Source organism: Micromonospora sp. WMMD980 (assembly GCF_029626035.1).
GTDB lineage: Bacteria > Actinomycetota > Actinomycetes > Mycobacteriales > Micromonosporaceae > Micromonospora.
Genome location: NZ_JARUBE010000003.1, coordinates 3,083,393 through 3,098,557, shown reverse-complemented (window position 1 = coordinate 3,098,557; position 15,165 = coordinate 3,083,393). Strand labels below are relative to the sequence as shown.

General features: G+C 70.3%; 20 protein-coding genes. All 20 read right to left on the bottom strand.

Features of this window, described 5'->3' with window-relative positions; all coding sequences use genetic code 11:
* Positions 1-249: 249 nt before the first annotated feature.
* The 20 genes from O7618_RS14460 to O7618_RS14365 all read right to left on the bottom strand — a co-directional run bounded on the left by O7618_RS14460 (position 250) and on the right by O7618_RS14365 (position 15,159).
* Entirely contained in the window at positions 250-603 is a 354-nt protein-coding gene (locus tag O7618_RS14460; protein ID WP_278106610.1) for a hypothetical protein, read from the bottom strand.
* Between the two features lie 47 nt (positions 604-650).
* The gene (locus tag O7618_RS14455; RefSeq protein WP_278106609.1) at positions 651-2,480 is read right to left on the bottom strand and encodes a DNA polymerase; all 1,830 of its coding nucleotides are present in this window, start codon (positions 2,478-2,480) and stop codon (positions 651-653) included.
* A 75-nt stretch (positions 2,481-2,555) separates the two neighbouring features.
* Positions 2,556-2,696: a hypothetical protein gene (locus O7618_RS14450; RefSeq protein WP_278106608.1), complete on the bottom strand. Its 141-nt coding sequence runs from the start codon at positions 2,694-2,696 to the stop codon at positions 2,556-2,558.
* A 122-nt stretch (positions 2,697-2,818) separates the two neighbouring features.
* A complete protein-coding gene (locus O7618_RS14445) occupies positions 2,819-2,986 on the bottom strand; it encodes a hypothetical protein (protein WP_278106607.1) in 168 nt (55 codons plus the stop codon).
* Between the two features lie 10 nt (positions 2,987-2,996).
* Positions 2,997-5,474: a phage/plasmid primase, P4 family gene (locus O7618_RS14440; protein WP_278106606.1), complete on the bottom strand. Its 2,478-nt coding sequence runs from the start codon at positions 5,472-5,474 to the stop codon at positions 2,997-2,999.
* A 55-nt stretch (positions 5,475-5,529) separates the two neighbouring features.
* Positions 5,530-5,871 (bottom strand): hypothetical protein, encoded by a 342-nt coding sequence (locus O7618_RS14435; protein ID WP_278106605.1) that lies wholly within the window; start codon positions 5,869-5,871, stop codon positions 5,530-5,532.
* Positions 5,868-6,311, bottom strand: a complete 444-nt coding sequence (locus O7618_RS14430) for a hypothetical protein (RefSeq protein WP_278106604.1) — start codon at positions 6,309-6,311, stop codon at positions 5,868-5,870. Before O7618_RS14430 ends, O7618_RS14435 begins: the two co-directional genes overlap by 4 nt.
* Positions 6,308-6,493: a hypothetical protein gene (locus O7618_RS14425; protein WP_278106603.1), complete on the bottom strand. Its 186-nt coding sequence runs from the start codon at positions 6,491-6,493 to the stop codon at positions 6,308-6,310. The genes O7618_RS14430 and O7618_RS14425 overlap by 4 nt, the downstream gene beginning before the upstream one ends.
* A gap of 100 nt (positions 6,494-6,593) precedes the next feature.
* Positions 6,594-7,298: a hypothetical protein gene (locus O7618_RS14420; protein ID WP_278106602.1), complete on the bottom strand. Its 705-nt coding sequence runs from the start codon at positions 7,296-7,298 to the stop codon at positions 6,594-6,596.
* A gap of 300 nt (positions 7,299-7,598) precedes the next feature.
* A complete protein-coding gene (locus O7618_RS14415; protein ID WP_278106601.1) occupies positions 7,599-7,970 on the bottom strand; it encodes a hypothetical protein in 372 nt (123 codons plus the stop codon).
* Complete coding sequence (locus O7618_RS14410) at positions 7,967-8,827, bottom strand: hypothetical protein (protein ID WP_278106600.1); 861 nt, start codon at positions 8,825-8,827, stop codon at positions 7,967-7,969. The genes O7618_RS14415 and O7618_RS14410 overlap by 4 nt, the downstream gene beginning before the upstream one ends.
* Before the next feature lie 211 nt (positions 8,828-9,038).
* Positions 9,039-9,626 (bottom strand): hypothetical protein, encoded by a 588-nt coding sequence (locus O7618_RS14405; protein ID WP_278106599.1) that lies wholly within the window; start codon positions 9,624-9,626, stop codon positions 9,039-9,041.
* A gap of 208 nt (positions 9,627-9,834) precedes the next feature.
* Positions 9,835-10,365, bottom strand: a complete 531-nt coding sequence (locus tag O7618_RS14400; protein ID WP_278106598.1) for a hypothetical protein — start codon at positions 10,363-10,365, stop codon at positions 9,835-9,837.
* Between the two features lie 17 nt (positions 10,366-10,382).
* The gene (locus O7618_RS14395) at positions 10,383-10,730 is read right to left on the bottom strand and encodes a hypothetical protein (protein WP_278106597.1); all 348 of its coding nucleotides are present in this window, start codon (positions 10,728-10,730) and stop codon (positions 10,383-10,385) included.
* Between the two features lie 207 nt (positions 10,731-10,937).
* Positions 10,938-11,252, bottom strand: a complete 315-nt coding sequence (locus O7618_RS14390) for a hypothetical protein (RefSeq protein ID WP_278106596.1) — start codon at positions 11,250-11,252, stop codon at positions 10,938-10,940.
* Between the two features lie 11 nt (positions 11,253-11,263).
* A complete protein-coding gene (locus tag O7618_RS14385; RefSeq protein ID WP_278106594.1) occupies positions 11,264-11,842 on the bottom strand; it encodes a hypothetical protein in 579 nt (192 codons plus the stop codon).
* A complete protein-coding gene (locus O7618_RS14380) occupies positions 11,839-12,141 on the bottom strand; it encodes a hypothetical protein (protein ID WP_278106593.1) in 303 nt (100 codons plus the stop codon). The genes O7618_RS14385 and O7618_RS14380 overlap by 4 nt, the downstream gene beginning before the upstream one ends.
* Before the next feature lie 38 nt (positions 12,142-12,179).
* The gene (locus O7618_RS14375; RefSeq protein WP_278106592.1) at positions 12,180-13,145 is read right to left on the bottom strand and encodes a peptidoglycan-binding protein; all 966 of its coding nucleotides are present in this window, start codon (positions 13,143-13,145) and stop codon (positions 12,180-12,182) included.
* A gap of 65 nt (positions 13,146-13,210) precedes the next feature.
* Positions 13,211-13,942, bottom strand: coding sequence for a hypothetical protein (locus tag O7618_RS14370; RefSeq protein ID WP_278106591.1), 732 nt, complete (start codon positions 13,940-13,942; stop codon positions 13,211-13,213).
* Positions 13,942-15,159 (bottom strand): hypothetical protein, encoded by a 1,218-nt coding sequence (locus O7618_RS14365; protein ID WP_278106590.1) that lies wholly within the window; start codon positions 15,157-15,159, stop codon positions 13,942-13,944. Before O7618_RS14365 ends, O7618_RS14370 begins: the two co-directional genes overlap by 1 nt.
* Positions 15,160-15,165: the final 6 nt, after the last annotated feature.

Below are 15,165 nucleotides of genomic sequence, written 5' to 3'. Positions count from 1 at the left end.
AGTAGATCGGACGCGGCAAGCGACGCCATGTCGTCCTCCACTACAGACAGTAGCTCCCGGGCGTCGGCCGTGTCCGGGTGGACCCAGCCCGGAGCAATGACCGAGTGTCCGTCGGCGGTCAGCGAGTCGTAAGCCGCGCTGAAGCGCGCTCGACGCTCCTCCGGCGTGCCCGTGGACGGCCCAGCGAGGTACACGCATAGCGGCCGGAGTCCCGTCAACGGGACTTCTCGGAGATCACCCCAGGACCCACTAACCATGTTCGATGTCCTCCCCGTGCCATGGCGTCAACGCCTGCTCGACGCCCTGGCGAACTTGCCGCAGAGCAATTAAGGCCCTGTTAAGGGTGTGGCCAGAGCGTACTACCTGGTCACGGAGTTGCAAGCGATGCGGATCAAGAGTGATGTCCGCCGTAGGCTCACTCCTCCGATTCTTCATCCGTTCGGCCGTGTCCTCCCTCGGCCGAGCGACCGGGGCTGAGGTCCACTGCGCATCCATCGCCGCAGGTAGAACGCCTTCCAGCGCCGCCAGCTCGTCCCTCACTGCGGTGACCAGGTCGACCATGCGAACCGCGTCACGGTCCATGTCCAAATCAGCCGGCTTCATGCCGAATCCCTCCGGGTGTCAGTTGTCTCATGCGTGGTCACGCAGGGTCAGAACGGAGCCCCGTACGCTGCGCCCCACGACGCCCCGACCACCTCAGGGTCACTTGCGATGCGGACGCCGTAGAAGTCGCTCTCCATCACGCGGCCGATCTCGCGGATAACCTCTTCGGCGTCCGCCTCCGGGGCCTGCGCGATCAGCTCGTCATGCACGGGCAGCAGCAGGTGATCGCCCAGGCCGGCATCGAAGATGTCGACGATGGCCTGCGCCAGCAGGTCCCGCGCCGTCGACTGGACGACGTAGTTCGTCGCCGCGTAGAGCCGGTCACGGTCGAGCGGGAGATGCCGGCCCGCCGGGGTCACGACCTCCTTGCGGCCGTATTCCGCCCGGTTGACCAGCCGGCGCGAGTAGCGCTTGATCCCCGGGAAGGTCGCGTCGTACGCCGCCAGCGCGCCCCGGACGGACTCCATGTCCGCGCCGGTCTGCCGTGCGATCGTTGTCGCGCCACCCCCGTAGACCTTGCCGAAGCCGACGGCCTTCGCGATCTTCCGGTGTTGCTTGGTGAAGTCGGGGCCGAAGACCTTCTCAGCCGTGAAGCTGTGCAGGTCAACGCCGTCCGCAATCGCCTTGATCATCGTCTCGTCGCCGGACAGCGCCGCGAGCACGCGCATCTCTACGGCCTGGTAGTCGGCCGCGATGATGCTCTGTCCCGGGTCCGGGATGAACGCCCGCCGTACCCGCCAGTCCGACGACGGGAGCTGCTGAAGCGGAGGCCGGGACACCGACATGCGCGCCGTCCGGGCCTGAAGGGCGCCAATCGACGGGTGTAGTCGGTCTTCCGAGTCGCGCAGCTCCAAGAAGGCATCCGCGTAGGCGGTCGCCCACTTTTCCGAGCGCTTGCTTCGCACGACCGCGTCGGCGAGCGGGTTCGGCGTGCGTGACTCGGTGCGCTCCCACTGAAGGTTGAGATCCGCCAGCGGCAAGAGCACGCCCTTATCGACCTTCGCGGCACCGCTGGCGGTCGTCTCGGTCAGCTCTTCGCCCATGGCCTGAAGCGCCGTCGCGACCTGCGCGGTGCTGTTGACGTTCTCCACCCCGTAGCGGCGGGCGACCTGTTTAAACTGGTCGGCCTCGGCCAGCAGGTCCGCGCGCAACTTCTCGACGTAGGGGATGTCCAACCGCATCCCGCGCCGCTGAAGGATCGCGAGAAGCACCTGAAGGTGCAGCTCGAAGCGGCTCAGGTGGTCCAGGCCAACATCGCGCACCATCGGGCCCAGCTCCCGGAAGAGCCGGTGTGTGTAGACGACGTCCAGGCCGGCGTAGCGCACATACGTTTCGTGGTCGATGGGGATGCGGGCGAAGCCGGTAGCCTTCGTGAAGCCGAGCGACCGGAAGACCGCGGTGAGCCCGTCGGCCGTGTCGACCGCGTTCGGGTCGACGTAGACCGCGCTGAGCGGCTTCAGCGAGAGGCCGATACCGCCTTCCTGCGGGGCGCGCGGATCGAGCAGGTGCGCGGCTACGCGGGTGTCGAACGACCGGGCCCCGAGGTCTTCCAGCGGAATGCCTAGGTGCCGGTCGAGCACCAGGGCGTCATAGGTGAAGTTGTGAAAGACGTAGTGCCGGGGCCGGGCCAGCGCTCGCCGGATGTGCGCGGCGAAAAGGTCGGCTTGCAGTACCCACGCCTCACGCGAGTTGCCGATCTGCACCAGGCGCAGGCGGTGCCCGGGGGAGTAGATGTCAAGGCCGGTCGTTTCGGTGTCGACCGCGAGCACCTTGTCAGGGCCGGCAATGAACGCCTCGAAGCCCATCAGGTCGGCGGCCCGCTCGGGGAAGTGGATTGCGCACGTCTCCCCGGCCACCTCGTGAGTCAGAGTCAGCACGAAGGCTCCTTTCGGGTAGCGGGAAGGGCCGCCCTCCGTCGCGGGAGAGCGGCCCTTCGGGCGGGTCGGGGAAGGTCAGCCGGCGCAGGCACCGCCGCAGCAGCCGGCACCCTCGGGGCGCGGCTCGTTCGGGTCGACGTCCGGGGCGTCCGGGTCGACAGCCGGCGGACGGACCTCGTCCGGCGCACCGCCGAGGAAGTCGGCCGGCTCCCACATCCCCGTCAGCTCTGTCGGAGGCGGGCACGCCGCCTCGGGCGCAGGGTCACCGCAGACGTTCGCGGTGAAGAGCGGGCACGCCTGGCACCCACCAGTCACGCCGCAGTCCTCGGCCGGTGTGGTCACGCCGCCTCCTCGATGCTCAGGAGGGGCGTACCGGGCCGGTTGTGAACCTCGGCTAGCGTCGCGGCCACGAAGGCGAAGGCGTCGGCCTCGGCGGCGGTTAGGAGGAAGGTCGACTCGGCGACATCCTCGCCGGACACGGCGACTAGGTAGGGCTTTCGTTCCAAGGCAGGGCTCCTAGAAGATGTCGTCCAGCGAGGGGCCGGAACTCGGGACGTCACTAGACGAGTCGGCCAGCGGGCTATCCGCTGTTCGCTCTTCGTCCGGAAATTCCGGGGCATGGTCGTCAACCGCGTCCGTCTGCCGGGCCCGCCGCAGGCCGAGAAAGACGATGCCGGCGGCCTCCTTCTTCTTGACCGCCCCGCGCTCTTCCAGCGCCGCGAAGAACGCCCGCCGCGTCCAGCGCTCCTTAGCCGGCAGGTTCTCGTCGTCGGCCCACTGCTGGTATGCGTCCCAGACGAGCTTGCCGGTGACCTTGCCGTCGGAGTCCATGACGAAGACGCCGGGCAGCAGGCCGGTAAGGGCGTCGCTGGTCTGCCGGTATTCCTTCGTCGCGTTGACGATGGCGGGCGGGTCGCCCAGGCCGTCCCGATACCATTCCTGCGCCCCGCGCACGGCCCACGCCAGGATGCCGGCCGCCTCGGCAAGCAGCTTCTCGCCGAGCTTGTGATCCCGCTCGGACGGCGCGAAATAACGCTCCCAGGGGATCAGCTTCACCCGCCGCCACAGGCCCTCATCCTGCCCGCGAAACTGCGGCTTGAAGTTGGTCGCCAGCATCAGGAGGAACGTCGGGCGGAACTCGAAGAACTCCTTGCGCATGAACCGGGCCGAGATCGAGTCGCGACCCGTGACCCGCTTCAGCACCGCCTCAGCCATCGGGCGGCCCTGCTCACCCTCGGCAGCGAAGACCAGGCGGGCACCCTTCAGCGCCGCGAGGTCGTTCGGGATGCCGCCGCTCGACTTCTCCTCGAACGTGCTGAAGGGCGTCGTCACGGTCAGCTCGCGGAAGACCTCCGTCAGTGTGTCCGTGAAGACCGACTTGCCATTGGCACCCGTGCCCCAGAGCACCGCGAACGCCTGTTCGTCGGTCTGGCCGGTGATTCCATAGCCGACGAGCCGGCGCATGTAGTCGGGCAGGCCGGCGTGCCGGGCGTGCGGGAAGACCTCGCGGAGGAAGGCTTCCCACCGGGGCGCGGTCGCGGCCGGGTCGTAGTCCAGGTCAACGCGCCGGGTCAGCAACAGATCGGGGTCGTGCGGCCCGAGCTGGCCGGTACGCAGGTTGACCACGCCGTTTCGGCAGGCGAGCAGGTGATGGTGCTTGTCGAACGATTCCAGGTCGGCGGCCACGCCCCGGAGGGCCTTCAGCTCGCGCACCATGGCGTCGATGCCCTTGGAGCTGTTCGCGTTCTTCGCGAACGCCTTCAGCTTGCCGACTCGCGCCCGGAGTTTCTTCGCCTCGCCCGCCGGGTCGCCCGCCCCCTCGATAGCGTCCAGCTCGGCGGCCAGCTCGGCGGCTTCGGCCCAGATCGAGCCGGCGACCTCTTGCGCGGCCGTGCGGACCTCGTCCAGCTTGTCCGGTCGCCACACGCCGCCCGCGAGGATGAAGAAACCCGCCTCGGGGGAGTAGCGGACGCCGGAGCCGGCGGCCTCGAAATGCTCCTTCAGCCGGCGGGCCGACGCGACCTCGGTCAGGTCCGCATCCGTCCAGGCGTCCACCCGCACGGCCACACCGGACAGCGACGGGGCCGCCGCTACGGACCGGATGAAGTCGGCCGCGAACGCGTCGGGGTTGCGGCCCCGCCAGTCGGTCAGGTCGTCGCCGTCGCGCGGCGGGCGGACCTTGCGCACCGGAACGCCCAGCTTCGCCAGGCCGGCGGCCAGCACGCGGGCGAAGCCGTCCCCAGCGGGGTCCGCGTCGCCGCAGATGACGACGGGGCGACTGCCGACCATGCGCGCGATGTCCTCGGCCACGGTCGCCGCCAAGCCGGCACCACGCACAGCGATCGTGTCATAGCCCGCAGCGGACGCGGTCAGTCCGTCGCCGGGGCCCTCCGTGACGACGACCTCGGGCCATCCGGTCGCGGACGGGAACCAGGCGAGCTTGGTCCAGCTCTCGCCCTCCGGGCTCTTCGCCCCGAGCCAGCGCACCTTGGCGGCCGGGTCCAGGGCGCGGGCCTGGTAGCCGCGCGGTACGCCCTGCTCGTCGCGGAACGGCACAACCAGGCGCGGCCCGCCGCCCAGGCCCACGGCGTAGCCGAGGCCGAGCCGGGAGAGGTCGCTCTCGTCCAGGCCGAAGCGGTCCCGGGCGTACGCGGCGGCCTCGTCCCCGCCCGTGAGCAGGTTCGCCGCCCAGCGGTCCAGGTCGGCCGCCAGCGCGGCCACCGCAGCAGGGCTCGCCGGGGTGTCGGTCGACGTGGCGCGGGCCTTCACCTCGCCGGGCTCGATGTCGTCCAGGTCGCCGAACGACAGGCCGAGGGCCTTCAGGACCTTGTCGGTGCCGCAGCCGGCGCGGCACTTCAGCAGGGTCTTACCGGCGGTCGAGACGGCCACCCGAAGCGACGGGTGAGAGTCGGCGTGCGCCGGGCACGGGACAAGCCAGCCGTCGCGCTCGTCGACGACCTCGGGGAATCGGCCTAGAAAGTCGTCCAGGGTCAAGGGGTGTCCTTCCGTTGGTGTCGGGAGGCGAGTCGGCCAGTAGTCGGGAAGGTGTTCAGGTCGGCGCGAGACGGTCAGCGCTGTAGGGATGCGAGGCCCGGCCCAGGGGCTTGACCTCGAAGAGGGTCGGGCCGGCCTCGGGCGGGTAGACGTGCACGGACACGACGACACCGACGCCGCCAGCGGCGAACGGGCTTCCGTGGTTCGGGCCGGGATCGGGCAGGATGCGGACCTGGTCACCGACGGCGTACGGCACGTCCAGGCGGGCGCGCAGGCGGGTTGCTATCTGCGTCCGGGTCGGCTCTTTCCAGCCGTGCCAGCCAGCCACGGGGTGCCAGAGCTGGCAGTGCTGGCGCTCCTCTACGCCGCAGTAGAAGCACCCGAGCGGCGGCCTCACTGCGGCTTCTCCGTGCCGAGCGGGAAGGGCCGGGCCAGCTCGTCGGCGGTCAGCTCGACGTGCCGGGCGTACGCCTCGGGCGCGTGAGAGGCGAGCAGCGCTTCAGCACGCCGAAGGCGGACGCAGACGCGGGCCCAGGTCGCGAAGGTCTGGACGGCGTAGGCGTCGCCGACCGAGCGGCGGACCCGCTTGACGAAGGCCACCCCGTACGACTCGCGAGCGTTTACACGCTGTTTCTCCGCGCCGTCGAGGCCGAGCCGGATCGCCTCTTCCCAGGATTTGTAAGCCTTGTTCTGGCCGACCCACGGGGACAGCCCGTGAAGGTCGCCGGTGTCCTTCGCGCCGGCCTGCGCGGGCCGGTACGCGGCGATGCCGACGGCGTTCAGGGCTCGCACGCACAGCGTCTCGAAGGCGGTTCCCTTCGCCTTGTTCGCGCTCACACGCGCTCGATTCGCACGCCGCGAAGGACGGCCATGCCGATAGCTCCGGCCCACGGGCCGAGGTCGTCGGGCTTGTGCTCCCCGGAGATCACGACGAACTCGCCAGGGCCGATGGCGTGGAGGTCGGCGGGGCCGGGCAGCTCGCGGCCGAGGTTGTCGCGGACGTGGACGGTGACGGTCAAGAGGGCTCCAAACGTGAGAGGCCCCGAGGCCGGCGGACTCGATGTCTCGCCGCCCCCGGGGCCGGTATCAGGGGTGCGCGCTACGTATCACGCACCAGGATTAGAAGGGCGGCTCGGTGTCCTTCAGCGGGCCGAGCACGTCTACGACGGGCTTCGTGAAGATCCGCTTCTGCCCGCCGGCCTCGAACTCGACCACCTCCAAGCCGAGGTAGGCCACGGCCGGCCCGTCGATCTCGGCGAGCCGCGCTTCGGCGGTCACGATGTCGCGGACCAGCGACCAGCTACCCGAGTTGAAGCGGAACTTGCCCAGCTCGGGGGCGTCGGCGAGCGTGAAGTAGAGCGTGGTTGAAGGCGTGCACCCGGTGCCCTTCTTCGCTGCCGCCTTGCGGTCGGCGTAGGAGGCCGGGCACTCGCACGGCCGGCCCTTGGCGTCGTCGTCCTTGTCGACGCCGGTCTGCTCCATGCCGTCGCAGCGGCGGATCGCGCCTGAGCGGCCCCAGAGGACCATCTCTTGCCGGATCGCCGTCGGACCGTCAAGGACGATCTTCACCTTCGGGGAGTCGGTGAAGACCTCCAAGTTGTCCTCACCCTGTGTCTCCCACTGCTGCGGTTTGTCGCCACCGAAGAGCTGGCGGACTTCGTTGGCGACCTCCGGGTCACCGGTCGTCACCCGCCACTTTTCCAGGCTGGCCGGGCGGCCGTTGACCTGGTAGCCGCTGCGGAAGCGGCCGACGAGGTCGTTCGCGAAGGACTGCCGGGGCTTCGGCTCGGCCTCGGGGTCGGTCTCCCAGATACGCAGGCCCACGTACGGGCCTCCTTCCGTTGTGTGGCGGGGGGATCAGCCGCGCCGAAGTGGTGTCAGTGAGCAAGTCGGCCAGCGGTGTTCGCGCTGTTCACCTGAGAACCAGGCGGAGAATCAGCGCCGCGAGCGCGAGCGCCTGAACGGCGGCAGCGACCCACAAGAGCCGCGACGCGAGCCGGCTGAAGCGCTCGGCTTCTGCGGCCCGCGCTGAAGCCTGATCGCCGTAGTACCGGGCTAGGCGGAGGTGGTACCTGCCGCACTGCCGCCATGTCAGGCCCCAGTACGCGCAGTCCTCATGGATGCTCACGACCGACCCAGCGGCAGGCCCGGCGGGCGGTAGATCGAAACGGTGACCTTCGCCGTCTTCGGGGCGTGGCCGAGGATCGACGCGATGCGCTGCGAGCGCCGCGCGCCCATGTGCGGCAGGATCGCCCGCATGACGGCTTCGGCCTTCGGGCCGGACGCCTCGGCGTGCCAGGTGGCCTGATTCGGCGGCGGGTTCAGCTTCAGGCGCACGGACACCCCGAAGAGCGTCGCGGCGCGGCCGACCACGTCCCGGTCAGTCATCGCCACCCGGACGCGCGGATAGCGGTCCCGGTGCAGGTCGAAAGCGCCCTCGCCTTCCAGCAGGCCGGCAAGCCAAACGATGTCGTCGCGCTCGGCGTTCTCGATCATCGGGCCACCGCCGGGCGGCGCGGGGCGGCGGTGCGGCGCTTGGTGAGGCCGGACGACGGGGCCTTGTTCAGGGCGTCGCCGATGACCTGCTCTTTGCCGGCCTTGTCCCAATCGAAGATTTGCCGGAGCACCTTGAAGACCTCGAAGACCTCGGCATCGCAGCGCACCGGGACGAACGACCAGCCCTCGGGCCGCACGTGGAGCACCGCGCCCCCGTCCGCGCCAGGAAGTGGCACGCGGGAGCCGTCGGGCCGGATGATGTAGTCGGCGTGGCGGTAGGCGGCGAGCTGGATAGCGACTTCGGGATGCACGCCGCTGCGGGTGGTCTTCCAGTCGAGCCACACGCGCTCACCGTCGATGATCGCGTAGGCGTCGAAAGAGCCGGCGTAGTCGTGCGCCTCGCTCCACACCGTCTCCTCTTGGAAGACGATCTCGGGCTTGAACTCCTTCAGGAACGCCTCGAAGTGGTCGACGAACGGCTTGTACTCCGGGTGCACCCGGCCGACCGTCTCGCCCTTGGCGATGCGCTCGAAGAGGTCGTGCGCGGCGGTGCCCGTCTCGGCGGCCTTCGCCGTGTCCCGGCGCGGTGCGCCCTTCAGGTAGTCGATCGCGCCGGCCTGGTCACCGCGGAGTGCGATGCCGACGATGTCCCCGAGGTTTTCGACGGCGTAGGTTGCAACGACCTTCGCGGCCCAGTGCTGAAGGAAGGGCTTCGGGAGCATCCCGATCACGGAGGTGACGCCCGGGGCCTTCGCGCCCGTCTCGGGGTTGACGTAGAACCGGGAACCGCCCCGGCTGATGGTGTTGACCTTGGGTGTAGTCACTCGCTGGCCTTTCGTGCCGCGTGTCTCGGACACAGGGCAAGTCGGCCAGTACGCGGGGAGCTGTTCAGGGTTCGCGGGCACGAAAACGCCCGCCGGGCCGGTGAGGGCCTGACGGGCTATCGGGGCCGGCGGTAGGGCCGGCGGGTGACGCTATGGCGAAAGTTTCGTCATTCCTTATTAGTGCTTATAGAGAGGTAGACGACTAGAAGAAGGATAGGGAAATGACGAAACTACGGTCATTGCGTCAGCCGGCGTCGGCCGCCGCGCTCAGCTCCGCCACCTGCCGCGCCAGTCGCGCCAGCAGCGTCCGCACCTGCCCGCGCTCCTCTTCGCTCAGTGAGCGGATCGTGCCGGCGTCCAGGGGCTGAAGCATGAGGTTCGCGGCGGCCACCGTCCGCCCCGGGTCGGGGTTCGCGCCGCCCCCGCGCGCCACGTCGAGCAGCGCCTTCCGGGCCTCGCGCTGCTCCTTCTGCCGGCCGAGCACGTCTTCCGTGCGTAGACCCAGGTTGCGCACCTGCTCGGGCTCTAGCCGCTGCCGGACCAGGACCGAGACGTGATAGCGGATCGTCGGCTGCACGGCCTGCGATTCCTCGCGGCTGTAGCCGGCCTCCGTGTAGCGCTCGCGCAGGAACTCGCGGTACGCCCAGCTCCGGCCCGACCAGTCGGGCTCGCCGTCGACTAGGAAGAACTCGCGGAGTGAGAAGGTGCAGTCGGCGACGTGCCGGAACAACTCCGTACGCTTCGCCTTGTCCTCCGGCCGGACGTTTCTGAGGGCTTTCAGCGCGCGGACAAGCGATTTCGCAAGCTGGTCACGCGTGGTGTCGGCTGGCATTTGCCCTACCGTCCCGTCTGTCGGCGGATGTGCTCGGACAGCGTAGCCGCGTGAGTCGACTTTCGCTGTCCGGTTCTGCTGGCGTGTCGCAGGCGCTCTCTTACCCATGGTCGGGTAGGCGCAATACGCCAAAAGGCCCCTGCCATCGGGCCAGCGTATGCCGGACCGTGACAGGGGCCTAGTGGTGATCTTCTACCCGTGACCTGAGTTACAGATGTGGTGCCAGGTTGTCAACCTTCTTCAGCAGAGAGTGAAAGTCCCCATCGTTGGTCAGCTCGAAATCGGTCGAGCAGTCACGTAGCGCCGTTTCGCTGACGTGCTGGTCGGATTCGTCCTGACCGGGACGGATCACCCGGACGAGAACGCCCCCGACAGCCTCGATCGCGCCGGCTTCGTTAGGGAAGCGCACGTCGGTGATCACGACCGGACGCGGCTCCCGCTCGACGTGTCGCATGACGGCACGCACCCAGAAGTCCGGCTCGATGTCGCGGATGGCGACGCCGTAATGCTGAAGCAGCCGGCGCACCTCGCGGTGCTCCTTTGCGGCTTCCCAGCCGACGAGCGCGACCAGCTCGGAGAGCCGCACGGAGCCGGCGACCGTGTCGACCGGGGTAACGATCGGGTCCAGGGCCAGGGCGGCGCGCTTCAGCTCATCGGCGAAGGCGTAGCGGACGAAGCCATACCGGTCGACCAGCCGGCCCGCTACCGAGTCCTTCCCGGCGCGGGCCCTGCCGACCATGCCGACAATCGTGCGCGTCACAGGCGGCCCGACACGAACGGCACGCCCCCGGCCTGAAGCAGCGGCTTCACGCGGCCCTCGTCGTACAGCTTGTTGATGAAGGCGTCAGTCTTCGGCTCGCGGCCACCGTCGGCCGGCCACGTCTCCTTGCCGCGAACGTAGGTGTACGGGGCACGGTTCGGGCCGTAGAAGACGACGACCACGTCTCCGGCCTTCCATTCCGGGTGACGCGGGACGAGATCGAACTTCACTCCGGCGGCCCGAAGGATCTGCTCGGCGCGGCGGATCGCGTCAGCGCGGGTCGAGCCGGCGAGGCTCGTCCGGCCGAACCGGAACGGCTCGTCAACGATGAAGTAGTCGGCCACGGGGCCGCCCTCCCTTGTGTCGGTGAATCGGACACAGGGCGAGTCGGCCAGTAGTGCCAAGGCTGTTCAGGCCAATTTCCGGGGCGGGCGTCTGCCACACCGCCCCGCCCTCCGCCTCACCCGCCACGGCTACAGCTGCGAGCCGCCCCAGAAACGCCGAAACGCCCCGCACCCGGACGGACCCAGGGGCGGGGCGAATGGCGGCGCTCAGGCGGCGTGCTCAGGCTCGTAGTCGTCCGCCTCGGGCGAGTAGCTGCCCGCCCCGGCCCCGCCATCGGGCTCGGTAGCTGCGGCTTCGGCCGGGACCAGGGGCGACCCGTTGGCGTCCTGCGGGTCGTCTACGGGCGTGGTGTGGCGGCGGGCCCAGTACGCCACGGCGAACGGGGCGGCGATGGCGACCAGCTCGACCACCGCCAGGCGGACATCGTCGGGCACCGCCACGCCGAAGGAGGCGAGGATGGCGACGATGGCGGTTACGACAGACACGATGGCGGCGCGGTTGACGATGGGCTGACGGTTCACGGGCGGGCCTTTCAGGATTCGGTGCAGGTGTGGATGGTCTTCACGCCGTCGGCCGTGACGACAGTGACGGTGTCCGGGGCGGTGCCGGTGGGGCACTGCGGTCCGGCGGGGCCGGCCTCGCCAGCGGCACCGGGAGGCCCGGACGGGCCGGCGGGACCGGGCGGACCGGCGGGACCGGTGGGGCCGGCGTCTCCGGCCGCCCCGTCCGCCCCGGCCTTGCCGTTCGCGCCGGGCGAGCCGGAGGGGCCAGGCTTGCCGGCCGCCCCGTCCGCCCCGTTTAAACCGGGCGAGCCGACGGGCCCCGGGCGGCCAGCGGGCCCCTCGGGACCGGGCGGGCCGTCCGCGCCGCGCAAGTCGGCGGGGTCGACAACGCAGGTGCCGCCGAGCTGGCGGACCTGATCGCACAGGGCCTCAGCGCCGGACACGGCGGAATCTGCCCGGCGCTGTTCGTGGTCGGCTCGCTGGCCGACCGATGCGACGCCCCATCCGAGGGCCGCCGCGAGAGCGCCAGAGGACAGAGCGACGATCAGCACCTTCCGGCGCTGGCGGTTGTGCATCCGGCGACGAAGCCGGCGAGTCTCATCGGTCACGGAATCCTCCGCTCAGGCTCGCAGCGGCACCGGGCCAGCTCGCGGGCGAGCAAGTCGGCCCGGTCTTCGGCAGTGCGCCGAGCGGTCCGGGCCTCGTCGACCGCTTGCTGTAGGGCCTCACACCGTGCATCGGCGGTGTCGGTGCGCTTCTCCGCGTCGTCTGCGCGCTTCTCCGCGCGGTCGATCGCCTCTTGGTACTCCTTGCGGTCGGTCCGGTTGGAGCCGAGCAAGTAGCCGATGATGGCGACCAGCGCGCCAAGGCCGCCGCCGGAGGTGATGAGGGTTGCCAGGTCTCCCACACGTCAGCTCTGATCACTCGTAGGGGCATGGTCGGGGATCACGTCCGAAGCGCCGAGACGGTCGCCTGACCGGCGACGCCGTCCGCCACCAGCCGGCGGGCGCGCTGGAATGCGAGCACCGCGCGCTTCGTGGCCGGGCCGTACTCGCCATCGACGGTCAGCTTGTAGCCGCGCCGGTTGAGCAGCCGCTGAAGCTCGGCCACGTCTGCGCCCTGGTTGCCCTGCCGCAGCACCCGGCCGCCGAGGTTCGACTTCAGCGCGCCGACGGTGGCCGGGCCGGCTATGCCGTCCGGGGCCAGCCAGCGGAGCCGCTGAAACGCCTTCACCGCGGCCTCCGTGGCGACGCCGAAGTCACCATCGGCGGACAGCCGCGCGCCGTAGTGGTTCAGGCGGGTCTGAAGCTCGCGCACGTCCGCGCCGGTTGAGCCACGCTTCAGCACTCGGGAGCCAAAAACGACCGGGGCGGGCTTCGGGGCGGGCTTCGGAGCGGGAGCCGGAGCCGGGGCGGGCGTGGCCTTGCCTGCGACCAGGGCGAGGTAGCGGCGGAAGAGCGGCGTCAGGTCCCGACCGGACTTCGTCGCGTCTCGGTAGAAGGAAATATGCGTGTGGGCCAGGTGGGACGAGTCGCCGGAGCTGCGCCGGCCCTCGCGGTCCCAACGCCGAACGGTCCGCCCGTCCGGCGAGTAGATGACCTCGCGGATGTCGCGGGTGTCGGCCGCACCTCGGGCGCACTCGCCGACCAGCCAGACGGAGAACGTCCGCAGGTTGTGCGCGCCCTTGTAGAACTGCCCGACATCGAGTGCCGAGGCGTACGCGCTCAGGCCGGCCCGGTCGCGGGCAGACTCGGTAACGGAGTAGTCGCCGGTGACGACGCGGTCAGAGCCGCAGTGATAGCCGCCCCGGTGAGCGCTGTCGCCGACGATGCCGACGGCCAGGGGGTGCAGGGGCAGGGAGTCGAGCAGGAGGGTACGGACGGCCTTCAAGTTGGCGGGGGCCGCAGTCATTCAGGCTCCTTTCGCGCGCACGACGAAGGGCGTCCCGTCGATGGGGCGCCCTACGCGTGTGCTGGTTAGAAGATGGGCAGGCCGGGCCGCAGCTCGGTCGCGGCCGGCGGCGGGTCGACGGGCGGCGGGTCGACCGGCGGCGGAGTCGTCGCGGCCGGCTTCAGCGCGACGGCGAAGACGACCGCGTTCTGTTCCGTGAGGGAAGAAGTCAGGGTTCGCGTCGCCGCGCCCGCCGCCAGCGGGTCGCCAGAGTCGAAAACGGCCAGGGTGATATCCGCGCTGCCGGCGTTGGTCGCCAGCTCGGCGCGCTTAGCCTCGCTCGCCGCGCTACTGCGCCAGGTCGAGAGGCCGGCCGCGCCCGGCGCGTGCCTCGTAACGACGCCGTACACCAGCCATCCGCCCTCGGGGACGGACACGGACGGGGTCGCCTGCGTCGTGCTCGCTGCGCCGGCCACCACTGCTACGTCAGCGATCGGACTCGTAGCGTCCAGGCCGCGATACGCGCCGACCCAGCCGCCGAGCTTCACGGCGCTCGGGATCGACCAGTCGTAGGAAGCGGGCTCGGTGCCGGCCACCTTGGACCGCAGGCGGGCGGCCAGGTTCGTGCCCATGGCGACGCTCACGCCGCCCTGCTGAGTCCAGCCGGCGGGCTCCGTGACGGTGGTCGACGCGTTCAGCAGACCAAAGAGGGACAGCAGCAGGTCACCGGAGGCGACCCCCGACGGGGCCGGGACGGAAAGCGCCGTCGCCGACCCCGAAGGCATCGCCGCGTTGTCGTTTACACGCGAGATAGCCATCAGTACGCGAGCACCTGCACCGTCAGCTTGCTACCGGCGGTCGTGCTGCCGACCTGCACGACATCGACAGTCAGGTAAGAGCCGGCGGGCCAGGTGGTGACCGCAAGCGCCGACGCGATACCCGAGGACCGGCCACCCGCCGGGATGGTCGGCCGGTTGGCGTCCGCGTACGCGGCAGCACCGTCTACGCGAAGCTGCACGATCAGCGCCGAGCCGGCCGGCGTGCTGCCGCCGCACGACGCGACTGCGCCCCGGATGGTCAGCGGGACCGGCGTCGGGTTGTAGATCCGATAGGTGCCGGTGCCGACGGCGGCCGTGTCCAGCGTCCAGACCGGCATGATGCCGAGGTTCGGCGCGCGCCAAGAGCCGTTCGGCTCCCACCACGAAACGGCGTTGTTCGCGGTGTCCGTCTGCTCCAACACGTGCGCGGACTGCGTCGGCTGACCCTTGATGCGGACGGCAACGGAGTTGCCCTTCGCCGCGATGACGCGCAGCTCGCCCTTCTCGTTGAAGTAGCCGGTGCGCTGCCGCTGCCCGCCCTCGCCCTGAGACGGCGACGACCAGAAGACGAGCATGTCGCCGACCTGACCGGCCGCCGACCGCAGCGTGACGCGCGTCCCGGTGTCGGTCGACTCGAACGTCTTCGCGCCGGAGATCGTCTGCTCGCTGGTCAGGTCGGCCACGCCGGACAGGCCGGGGACCGCCACCGGCCGCCAGACGTTCGCGGCGGCGTCGTAGGCGAGTAGCTGCCCGTCCAGCGGCGTCGCAGCCTGCACGTCGGCCAGGTCGCCGAGGTCGGTCGCGTGCGGGTTGGGGGCGGCAAGGTGGGCGTCGAGCTTCGCCGAGACGGTGTCGAGCGCCGAGGCCAGTGCGACCAGCCGCCAGCCGGTGACGGCGACCATGCGGACGCGGGGACCGTTGCCGGCCGAAGCCCACATTTCCGTTACGTCGTCCGGCCCCTGCACGGGCGGGATCTGGCCGAGGCCGCGCGTCCCGGTGCCGGTGGCCGAGCTGACCGACTGAACGGCCGTGCCCTGGTCGTCGAGCAGGTCGGTAAGGAGGGTGCCGCCCGTCTCAGCGGACCAGAAGGTGATCGGCTGTCCGCCGACGACGACGGACTGACGGCCGGTGACGCTGCCGGCGGGCGTGCTGATCGTGACCGCGTCACCGGTCGTGATCGTGTAGTCGGCGGGGCCGCCGCAGAACCAGTAGCGCATTAGGAG

Excerpts from the sequence above, each read along its gene's own strand:
- O7618_RS14375 (WP_278106592.1), bottom strand. The coding sequence starts at position 13,145 with ATGACTGCGGCCCCCGCCAACTTGAAGGCCGTCCGTACCCTCCTGCTC.
- O7618_RS14450 (WP_278106608.1), bottom strand. The coding sequence starts at position 2,696 with ATGTGGGAGCCGGCCGACTTCCTCGGCGGTGCGCCGGACGAGGTCCGT.
- O7618_RS14400 (WP_278106598.1), bottom strand. The coding sequence starts at position 10,365 with ATGGTCGGCAGGGCCCGCGCCGGGAAGGACTCGGTAGCGGGCCGGCTG.
- O7618_RS14405 (WP_278106599.1), bottom strand. The coding sequence starts at position 9,626 with ATGCCAGCCGACACCACGCGTGACCAGCTTGCGAAATCGCTTGTCCGC.
- O7618_RS14460 (WP_278106610.1), bottom strand. The coding sequence starts at position 603 with ATGAAGCCGGCTGATTTGGACATGGACCGTGACGCGGTTCGCATGGTC.
- O7618_RS14365 (WP_278106590.1), bottom strand. The coding sequence starts at position 15,159 with ATGCGCTACTGGTTCTGCGGCGGCCCCGCCGACTACACGATCACGACC.
- O7618_RS14415 (WP_278106601.1), bottom strand. The coding sequence starts at position 7,970 with ATGATCGAGAACGCCGAGCGCGACGACATCGTTTGGCTTGCCGGCCTG.
- O7618_RS14370 (WP_278106591.1), bottom strand. The coding sequence starts at position 13,942 with ATGGCTATCTCGCGTGTAAACGACAACGCGGCGATGCCTTCGGGGTCG.